This window comes from Kribbella sp. NPDC048928 (genome assembly GCF_043197975.1).
Taxonomy (GTDB): Bacteria; Actinomycetota; Actinomycetes; order Propionibacteriales; family Kribbellaceae; genus Kribbella.
In genome coordinates this window covers 652531-661783 of sequence record NZ_JBICUC010000005.1, presented here as the reverse complement: position 1 = coordinate 661783, position 9253 = coordinate 652531, and the positions used below count along the sequence as shown (strand labels likewise).

Sequence of the window (9253 nt, the reverse complement as noted above, 5' to 3'; positions counted from 1 at the left end):
CTCCGACTCCTCAGCGTGCTCCACGTCAGACATCATCTCGGTCATCAGATCTACTCCCACGATCGGGGAGTTACACCGAACTTCTTACAGTCCCGAACGGTGCCCAAACAACCGAATCGGATCCGCGAAACCGAGCCTGTTCCTCAAGTGCCAGATGTGTAACGGCTTGCGGCTTCGTTGCCGCGGTGGCGGGATCCGCGAGCCTGTGACAGTGGTGCTGTCCTCGTTCTGGCGGGTAGAGAGTGTGTTCGGGGCTAGGATCGTCCATGTAGTGGTCGAGTGTTCAGTCAGACGTCCTGGATGTCACGGCGTTCGGCCGTAGACACGACAGCAGGTCGCGTTTCGAGAGCTTGAGGTCGAGCACCGCAGGGCTCCGGCTTGGGATGGAGCCAAACTGTCGGTGATGGTTGTCACAATCGTGTTGTGCATGGTCCGAAGCCTCTCGAACTGCTACATGACTCAGCGCCATCGGTCTTCGCCGAGGCGGTAGGCGTGGTGGGGCGGCCCGACGTTGAGTTGATGGCGCTCGGCAGTTACAGCAATCTCCGAGTCGAGTGGAAGTGCGGCTCCTGCGCAAAGGTGTGGCAGGCCTCACCGGCTGCGCGGAGTGGAGGGTCTGGGTGCCCGGACTGCGCCAGGAAATCTCGGGCGCGGTCACGTGCACAAGCACCAGTGGGAAAGAGCGTGGCTGACCTGTTTCCTGGGATCGCCGCGGAGTTCGTGGAGAACTTGACACGGCCCGACATGCGGCCGGACACCTTGAGGGTGCGCGCCAAACAGCGTTGCGTCTGGCGATGCGGCCAGTGCGGTCAGCAGTTCGCGGCAACGGTCGCCAACCGCACGCTGGGGCGCGGCTGCCCCAAGTGCGCAAATCTACGCAGAGCAGAATCCAGTCGCCAGCCGACAGCCGCTAGTGGCACAGCCGCGGAGCGGGCCAACTTCCCACTCGAGGAGTTCGTCCGCAATTCGACGAACCCTGGTCGGAGCCTCGATCAACTCCGGCCCAACTCTACGGATCGCTGCGAATGGCGCTGTTCTGTGTGCGCCCACTTCTGGGAAGCAACCATCGTCAACAGGGTGACGCAGCGCTCCGGTTGCCCTTTGTGCGCGCGACTACGCGGCGCGGAGGCCAGAAGTACCGCCCCGTCAGACCGATCCCTGGCGGCGCTCTACCCCGAGGTTGCCGGGGAACTTGTCGAGAACCTCGTTGACCCCGGGCGGTCCGCAACGAATATGTGGCCGATGACGAATGCGCTATGCAAGTGGCGCTGCGTTCGCGGACACGAGTGGGTGACGACGGCCGCCTCACGTGTCGCTGGCGCAGGATGCGCCCGGTGCGCCGGATCAGGACAGTCACGCCTGGAGTTCGAGGTAGCGGAACTATTGCATGCGGCAACACGCGAGCCGGTCCTGCTCGACGCGCGCATACGTGCGAGCTGCCGTACCTGGCGCGTCGACATTCATCTGCCGCACATCGATCTCCTCGTGGACCTTGATCCGAGACGGTGGCACCAGGACCACACGCGCGATCAGCGCAAGGCCGATGCCCTTGTCTACCACCACTACGTCAGGATCCGGCCGTACTCATTGGCAGAAGTCCCTGGGGTGACCATTCGAGTAGGGGATGACGACTTCGACCCCGTGCACTGGGCGTCGGCTCTCCGGCCGACGGTAGTGGAGGCCGGCGCGAAGTGGTCCGATCTGGAACCGGCAGATGTGGCGGCCGCGCTCTCGCGAGCCGCTCTCCGCTGGCAGCAGACACTCCGGGGCCGGCCAAGGCACTCCGCTCTGGACTCAGCGCCGCAGCTGGCTGAAGAGTTCCTTGAGAACCTGACCCGTCCAGGGGTGACACTCGAGTGGATTAGCCCGAACGCTAACGACAAATGCTGCTGGTGCTGCTCCGCATGCAGCCACGAGTGGGTAACCAGCATCGCGTCGAGAGCAGGCCAAGGCAGCGGATGTCCAACCTGCGCTCGGGCCAGGGTAACGGCATCGGCGCGCAAGCGTTCTCTGCCCCCTTCTGGCGAATCGCTCGCTGCAGTCCGCCCACAGCTCGCTGCAGAGTTTGTCGCATGCCTCACCGACTCTGAACGCACACCGCAGGCCTTGCGCCCGGCGTCCAACCTGCGCTGTCGGTGGAAGTGCCGAACCTGCGGCCACGTCTTTGACGCCTCGCCTGCAAGCCGCTTGAGAGGAAGAGGATGCGCCCCTTGCGGAACGCGGACCGCTGCGCGGGTTCGGAGTCTTGTGCCGTTCGAGCAGAGCGTCGCCGCAATTACGCCCTGGCTTGTTCGAGAGCTCGTCGAGCTTGTTGGCCGGCCCGATCGGTCCGCTCGCGACGTGAGCTCAGGATGCAACTTCCGAGCGAGGTGGCGATGCTGTGACTGCGGAAACGAGTGGCAAACGACCGTGGCATCGCGGGCGCTCAATGGTCACGGGTGTCCGGCGTGCGGTCATAACCGTACAGCTGCCGCACGCTCTGCTCCACGCCCCAATGAGTCGCTCGCAGACCTGCATCCTCAACTGGCCGCCGAGCTGGTAGCTAACCTGACCCATCCCGGCCGGATGGGACGAACGGTCAGGCCCGGTAGCCATGACAGATGCCGTTGGCAGTGCAGCGAGGGACACGAGTGGGAGGCCGTCGTGAAAAATCGGGCGCGGAATGGAGCCGGTTGCCCGCACTGCTACCGCGCGAGCCGCCGCCGGGCCTGACTGTCGAGGCGAAACCCTGTGATCTCGTCAAAACTCATCGCTGGTTCGGCGTCCGACCGGCTTGAGCCTAAGTTCCCTCATCGTCTTGTGGCGCCACGCACAGGCGCTCGAGCGTTTGAGTCCACCCGGGGGCGAAAACGCGTCAGACGCCGCAGCGAGATGACACGGCTCTACACAAGTTTTAGAGCCGCCGACGCGCTATTTGACCCGTGCTGGGCCGATCACGACGTCAGCCCATCGGTGTAGGCGATGACTGCGTCGGTGTACTCGTCGTCATTGAGCGTGGCGCAAGCGGCAGGTCGGTCTCCCGTTGTGCTGGTGCTGGCCTTCAGCGCAGCGACGCAGTCTGCGATAACGGCCGGATCGGTGGGTGGTGCAACGGTCTTGACCGGCGTAGCGGTCGGGTAGTCGGCGGGCTTGGCGTCTCCCAACGACAGCAGCACCGGCTTGTCCAAGTCGCCTCGGGCGTACCTCACCTCCCCACGGTGGGATACCTCGATGGAGTAGAACTCTTCGCCTCCAGGTACTCCAGTGACCGTGAACGGGAGCGTGCATCGATAAGGCCACGGCGCACCCTCGTCATTCGGGTTAGCGAGTAGCTCGGAGACCCTAGCCGCGCCGAGGGTGCCGAGCGCTAGCACCTTGCCCGTTCCGTTCTTCGTTGTGACCTGTGCACCGGTCGCGATGTCCTCGTAGCCAGCATCTGGAGTGCACGGGTTGCCGATCTGCGCGATCGTGTTGGTGTCGGTGGAAATGGCCGCGCTCAGTGTGATCGTTCCGCTGATCGTGAACGCCGGACTTGATGCCGGAGCTTTGGCCTGGTCGTTCCCGCAGCCGGACAGCAGCCAGACGGCCGAGACCGCGGCGACGCTTGCAATTGCTCGCATAGTTCCCCCCTTGCTTCGCTCATCGTTGCTTGGCGGCTGAGTGTTACGTCCGCTCAGAACTGTCGCTCGCGGGCGGGTTCCGCTCTCACTAGGGCGAGGATCTCCGCCTAAGGCAGTTGCGTGCGCTCCCTGGGGTGCGGCAGTTTCGATGTCCCTGTAAGCAAATGCTTGTTCCGTCACAGCTCCGTGAGACGACGACAAACGACGATCACGGTCGAGCAATGCCAGGGGACCAAAGCCGTAGGTCAAACCCTCGGTTCGGAGCTTTGGTGCGGACCTTCCGCGAGGCTGGAACAGATCTACACCATTTTCGAGAGACCCAGCAGACTTAGCAGTTGGTCGTCGCCCGTCGCCTGGTGGGGAAGACCTCAGCTGAGCTGAAGGGGCGATGATCCGCGGCGATACCGTCAACGTGTATCTGGGTGCAGCGGGCAAGACGATCCTCCGCGCGACTGGGGAGTGGCTGGCATTTCATGCTCACCACCACGACTGGAACGCCCGCGTCGCGCTGGTTCGGAGTCGAAGCTCCGGGGGAGCGCTCTGTTGCGACACGCTAGCAGTCGCGCTCAAGGCCCGGGCTGGTCTACCGTGCAAGTTCATGCAATTAGATCTGATGAGGGGAATGATCATGGCACTTCGGTTTGTTGGCGTGGATCCGAATACCCCGAACAGTGGCTCGCCGACCGTGTGGGTCGATGATGCGGATGGGAGCGTCGTCATTCAGGGGTGGAAGATCGACGAGGCCACCATGACGGATGTTGCGGCGACCGGTAAGAAGTGGGAGACCGTGCCTGACCATGAGGACATCGTGCGGCTGCCGGCGCGCATGATTCCGATCCTGAAGGACGCTATCGGTGACAGCTGAGCCGACGACGTACGACCTGTTCCGGGCGGCTGAGCGTAGTGCGATGCACCTGGAGATGCGGGACGCGTACACGCCTGACGATCCGGACTGGAACGAGTGGAAGGCGGGCGGCCGGTTCAAGCCGGCAGAGCGCTGGGCGGACTGGTTCGACTTGATGCGGGAGACGACCGGCCGCGGGGTAGAGGTACGCCGGGCCCGGATTGTTTCGGAGCCGGTCACCGACTACATCCGGTTCGAGTACGACGTTACGGCCGACCACAACGTCGCGGCCGGCGAACTCGTACGATGGCTGCCCCGCCATAAGACGGCAGGGATCACCGTGCCGGCGACGGACTACTGGGTGTTCGACGAACGGATCGTGGTCTGGAACCACTTCGATGGCAACGGGTCGTGGGTCGGGGAGGAGCGCGCCGACGATCCGGAGTTGGCGAAGCTGTGCGCGGCAGCGTTTGATGCAGTGTGGGAGCGGGCGATCCCGCACCAGGAGTACCGACCCAGCTGACTCAGAGGGGCATTTCCTCGTTGCCGACACCACCCGCGTACTCGAGCGCGCAGCAGGCCAGGCGAGACCTCGGCGCCCGTCTCGGCGAGATTCGGAGAGAGTCCGGACTCACCGGACGGGCGCTAGCCGTGCGATGCGGGTGGCACGAATCGAAGGTGTCCCGGATCGAAAACGGCAAGACCGCGCCGTCGCCCGACGACCTGCGTGTCTGGGCGGAGCACTGCGGCGCGGCCGACCAGACTGCCGATCTCATCGCTTCGCTGGAGGCGGTGGAGGGCATGTTCGTCGACTGGCGGCGGATGGAGAAGACCGGGCTGAAGCGCGCGCAGCAGTCCGTGCTGCCGCTGTGGGAGCGTACGAGACGCTTCCGTACCTACTCGCCGTGGATCATTCCTGGCGCGGTCCAGACGCCCAGCTACACGCGCGCCGTGCTGCGATCCTTCATGCATCGGCGCAACCTCCCCGACGATATTGAGGACGCTGTCAAGGTCCGTACTGACCGGCTTCGGTTGCTACACGAGGGCGACCACACGTTCGCGGTGCTGATCGAGGAGTCGGTCCTGCGCAACGTCATCGGGGACCCCGATGTCATGGCCGGCCAGCTCGGGCATCTGCTGACGGTGGGAGAGCTGCCGTCGGTGTCGCTGGGCATCGTGCCGATGGGGATCGTCCGGAACTCGATCTGGCCGGTCGAGGACTTCTGGATCTTCGACGACCAGGTGGTCAATGTCGAGCTGATCTCCGGGTTCCTGACCATCACGCAGCCGCGGGAGATCGCGATGTACGCCGATGCGTTCTCGAAGCTCCGGGAGTTGGCGGTCGTTGGAGCACCGGCCCGCCGATTGATCACGGCGGCGATCGACGCGCTGGAGTAGGTGCGTGCAAACTCGTGCAAGCCTGTGGCCGGGTCGGTGAGGACGGCTCTACGGTCGTGTTCTGGTCAGGGCGGCGGGTGAGCTCAGAGCATGTGCAGGTACGGCGGCGCTGTCTCCCCTGCCCCGTCGCCTTGGCCGTTCCAGCGGCATGACTTCACCGGGGAGCACGATGAACCACACCGAAGAGCGGGAACGGGAATGGCCGGTCCTCAGGGCTGCGCAGGACTTCGACTGCGATGGAGAGAACCCGACGTCTGGGCGGCCATGCCTGTTAGGACATCACCGTGGTTACCACCGCGACGGGAACGGAGTGGAGTGGCTCGACCGGTGAAGGGACTCTGGCGGTTGCTGTACAAGGTCTCGCCCTGGCATCGCGGTTACAGCGAGGGGTGGGACGACGGTGTCCGTACGGCTGTCGCCGGGATCCGCGAGTTGCTGAAGGAGAGCAGCGATGGGATCCCGAATCGGGACCTGTGCGTGCTTCGTGACCAACTGTGCGCTGAGATACGCGACTGAGACCGGTGGAAGCAGAAGTCACCGCGCTGGTCGACCATCTAGAGGGCCTGACGGTCATTACGAACACGACTCACTGAGGAAGCTTCTGTGACCCCTGACGGTATTGCGCTGCGCCACTCGACCGTGATCGACGATGTGTGGAGCACGTTGATCGAGGTGTATGCCGACGTACGTGCGGGTCAACTTCACCTGTCGAACTATTCGGTTGAGCGGTTCGGGGAACAGCTTGCGCGGCATGGATCTGATCCCGGCTGGGAGGTTGTGATCGGCTACGACGCGGAGGTGCCGGTGGCGTTTGCGTACGCGAATACGCTCACGTCCGACGATCGCTGGTGGCGCCGGATGGCTACCCCGCTTCCCACCGGATGCACCGAAACGGCGACCGTCGCGGTCAAAGAGATCATGCTGCGCAAGCCGTGGCGGGGTCAGGGGATCGCCCTGCTGATCCACGACGAGCTCTTGCGCGATCGTCCTGAAGAGCAGGTCTCGTTGCTCGTGAACGCGTTGAACGGCGACGGAAAGGTCAAGGCGTTGTACGAGTCATGGGGATACGAACCGATCAGCACACAGCAGCCGTCGGTGGACGGCCCGGTGCTGACTGCCATGCTCCGGCCGACCCGTCCAGGTTCAAGGTCCGCAGGTTGATGGGCGCGTAGCTGATCGGGAATGTGGATCAGCTTCGACGGCAGGTTGTGGTGGGCAATCATCTGCTGATGCCGGAGCTTTCTCAACGGTTTGCAACGTTTCCGGATTACCGGTTCTTTGGTGGTCGCGTGCGTTGAGCCTTTATGGCGGATGGTCGAAACGTGCAGCGGGAGCCGCGCGAGTCCGGGCTTGATGTGGAGACAGCGGATGGCGTGCCGACGCTCTATCCGCAGGCTGCTCGTGTGCTTCGGATGATCATCGCTCGGCTGGCGAGGTCGCGGCGTGGGACCGCTGAGGGGCGCGAAGAGGAGGAGGCGTCGTGAGTGAGGGTGATGAGTGGACGACTCTGGACGAGTTGCTGGGTATGGAGGCGTTGGCGGATGAGCCGGACGCCGGCGGGATCGGGCGGCTTGCGTTCTATGGGCGGTGTTCGACGGAGGACAACCAGGACCCCGCGACCTCGAAGGCTTGGCAGTTGGGAGAGGCGGAGCGGTTCGTGGGGCCGCTCGGCGGTGAGGTGGTCGAGGAGTTCTTCGATATTGGGCAGTCGCGGTCGTTGCCTTGGGAACGGCGGGAACAGGCGAGTGAGGTTCTGCGGGCGCTGAAGAATCCGGACCGGGGATGGCAGGGACTGGTGGTTGGGGAGGCGACCCGGTGCTGGTTCAGCAATCAGTTCAGTCTGACGTGGCCGAAGTTCGATCGGTACGGCGTGTCCCTGTGGATACCGAGTCTGGGCGGCCGGTTCGACCCGGAGAACACGGTGCACGACATGGCCATGACGATCACGGGTGGGTTGTCGAAGTCTGAGCGGCAACATGTGCAGCGGCGGGTCCGGGCTGCGATGGCCGCGCAGGTGTTGATCGATGGGCGGTACCAGGGCGGGCGTCCACCGTACGGGTATGTGGTGGTCGATGGCGGACCGCATCCGCATCCGAGGAAAGCAGCCGAAGGGCAGCGGTTGCGGGTCCTCGTTGTGGACGAGGTTGCAGCGGATGTTGTCCGGCGGATCTTTGACCTGTATCTGCAGGGTTGGGGGCGGAAGGCGATTGCTGAGTCGCTGAATCGTGAGGGCGTTCCGTGTCCGTCGGCGCACTCGCCGGCGCAGAACCGCCATCGGATGATGGATGGATGGCAGCACTCGGCGGTTGCGGCGATTCTGGAGAATCCGCGGTACACGGGATACGCCGTCTACGGCCGGTGGCAGAAGTCCGAGGAGCTTCTGGATCCGGACGATGTCGCCGCTGGGTACGTCGTGAGGTTCCGGCGGTCGCCGCAGGCGAAGATCGTGCGGTCGCGGCATCCGGCGCATCCGGCAATCGTGTCGGTCGAGACGTTCACGGCAGCGCAGCTAGAGAAGCGGAGGCGGAAGGCCGGCGGTAGGTCGGGTTGGTCGTCGGTGAGTCGTCGGCGAGCTCCGACGAAGCGTCTGTACGTCTTTCGAGGGCGGATCACGTGCTCGGCCTGCGCGCGGAAGATGGAGGGCGCCGCCCGTCGCGGCGACACGGTCTACTACAGGTGCAACGCACGTACGCTCGTGCCCGGATCAGCAACGGCGATGAGGCATCCGCAGCAGATCTACCTGCGGGAAGACGTGATCGTTCCGCGGATCAACCGCTGGATCGGTTCGCTGTTCGATCCGGTTCACCGAGAGGCGACGATCACCGCGCTGCTGGAAGCTGACGACTCCGCCGACCGGATGCTGGAGCACGTCCACACGTTGCGAAGCCGGGTCGCCGCGGCCGAGGTCGTTATGGAGAAGTTGCAGAGAGCACTCACCGCGGGATGGGAGCCAACGGAGTTGCGCGAGCAGTACAACGCAGCTGTCGCGGAGAAGCGGTCTGCGGAAGCCGGCCTGGCGGAGGCTCCCAAGGAACGGGGGCTGAGCCGACAAGATCTGGAGTCGTACGTAGATCAGCTGGGCGATGTAGGCAGGGCCCTGAACTCCGCTGAGCCGGAGGAGCTGAGTGAGCTCTACTCGTCGCTGAGACTGGCCCTGACATACGACCACGCCGAGCAGAAGCTCGACGTGGAGGTCGACCCGTTGGCCGACCGTGTGGTTAAGTCGCGTGTCCGAGGGGGGACTTGAACCCCCACGCCCCGTAAAGGGCACTAGCACCTCAAGCTAGCGCGTCTGCCTATTCCGCCACCCGGACGAGTGGTCTGACCGCTTGTGCGGTGCTGACCGGAGAACAGTAGCAAACTCCAGGGGTGGAATTCACATCGGGCGGGTGGGGGTGTCTGATGGGGTTTG

General features: G+C 64.3%; 9 protein-coding genes, 1 tRNA gene and 1 pseudogene. 8 read left to right on the top strand and 3 right to left on the bottom strand.

Annotated elements, in window-relative coordinates:
• Positions 1-519: 519 nt before the first annotated feature.
• A pseudogene (locus ACGFI6_RS25275) lies at positions 520-1326 on the top strand (zinc-ribbon domain-containing protein); the annotation flags it as partial.
• Between the two features lie 54 nt (positions 1327-1380).
• Here the strand turns inward: ACGFI6_RS25275 and ACGFI6_RS25270 are convergent.
• On the bottom strand, positions 1381-1563 hold the full coding sequence (locus ACGFI6_RS25270) for a hypothetical protein (RefSeq protein ID WP_393122545.1): 183 nt from the start codon (positions 1561-1563) through the stop codon (positions 1381-1383).
• On the opposite strand from ACGFI6_RS25270, the gene ACGFI6_RS25265 reads away from it, so the two are divergent.
• A complete protein-coding gene (locus tag ACGFI6_RS25265; protein WP_393122543.1) occupies positions 1486-2712 on the top strand; it encodes a zinc-ribbon domain-containing protein in 1227 nt (408 codons plus the stop codon). The genes ACGFI6_RS25270 and ACGFI6_RS25265 overlap by 78 nt on opposite strands.
• 221 nt (positions 2713-2933) lie before the next feature.
• Here the strand turns inward: ACGFI6_RS25265 and ACGFI6_RS25260 are convergent, their stop codons facing one another.
• The gene (locus ACGFI6_RS25260; RefSeq protein WP_393122512.1) at positions 2934-3599 is read right to left on the bottom strand and encodes a hypothetical protein; all 666 of its coding nucleotides are present in this window, start codon (positions 3597-3599) and stop codon (positions 2934-2936) included.
• 388 nt (positions 3600-3987) lie between these two features.
• On the opposite strand from ACGFI6_RS25260, the gene ACGFI6_RS25255 reads away from it, so the two are divergent.
• The 6 genes from ACGFI6_RS25255 to ACGFI6_RS25230 all read left to right on the top strand — a co-directional run bounded on the left by ACGFI6_RS25255 (position 3988) and on the right by ACGFI6_RS25230 (position 9088).
• Positions 3988-4464, top strand: a complete 477-nt coding sequence (locus ACGFI6_RS25255) for a hypothetical protein (RefSeq protein ID WP_393122510.1) — start codon at positions 3988-3990, stop codon at positions 4462-4464.
• Positions 4454-4966: a DUF6879 family protein gene (locus tag ACGFI6_RS25250; protein WP_393122509.1), complete on the top strand. Its 513-nt coding sequence runs from the start codon at positions 4454-4456 to the stop codon at positions 4964-4966. Before ACGFI6_RS25255 ends, ACGFI6_RS25250 begins: the two co-directional genes overlap by 11 nt.
• A 20-nt stretch (positions 4967-4986) precedes the next feature.
• Positions 4987-5841: a helix-turn-helix domain-containing protein gene (locus ACGFI6_RS25245; RefSeq protein WP_393122507.1), complete on the top strand. Its 855-nt coding sequence runs from the start codon at positions 4987-4989 to the stop codon at positions 5839-5841.
• 327 nt (positions 5842-6168) lie between these two features.
• The gene (locus ACGFI6_RS25240) at positions 6169-6357 is read left to right on the top strand and encodes a hypothetical protein (protein ID WP_393122505.1); all 189 of its coding nucleotides are present in this window, start codon (positions 6169-6171) and stop codon (positions 6355-6357) included.
• A gap of 87 nt (positions 6358-6444) precedes the next feature.
• Entirely contained in the window at positions 6445-7002 is a 558-nt protein-coding gene (locus ACGFI6_RS25235) for a hypothetical protein (protein WP_393122503.1), read from the top strand.
• Between the two features lie 319 nt (positions 7003-7321).
• Complete coding sequence (locus ACGFI6_RS25230) at positions 7322-9088, top strand: recombinase family protein (RefSeq protein ID WP_393122501.1); 1767 nt, start codon at positions 7322-7324, stop codon at positions 9086-9088.
• Here the strand turns inward: ACGFI6_RS25230 and ACGFI6_RS25225 are convergent.
• Positions 9070-9155, bottom strand: a tRNA-Leu gene (locus ACGFI6_RS25225). The genes ACGFI6_RS25230 and ACGFI6_RS25225 overlap by 19 nt on opposite strands.
• Positions 9156-9253: the final 98 nt, after the last annotated feature.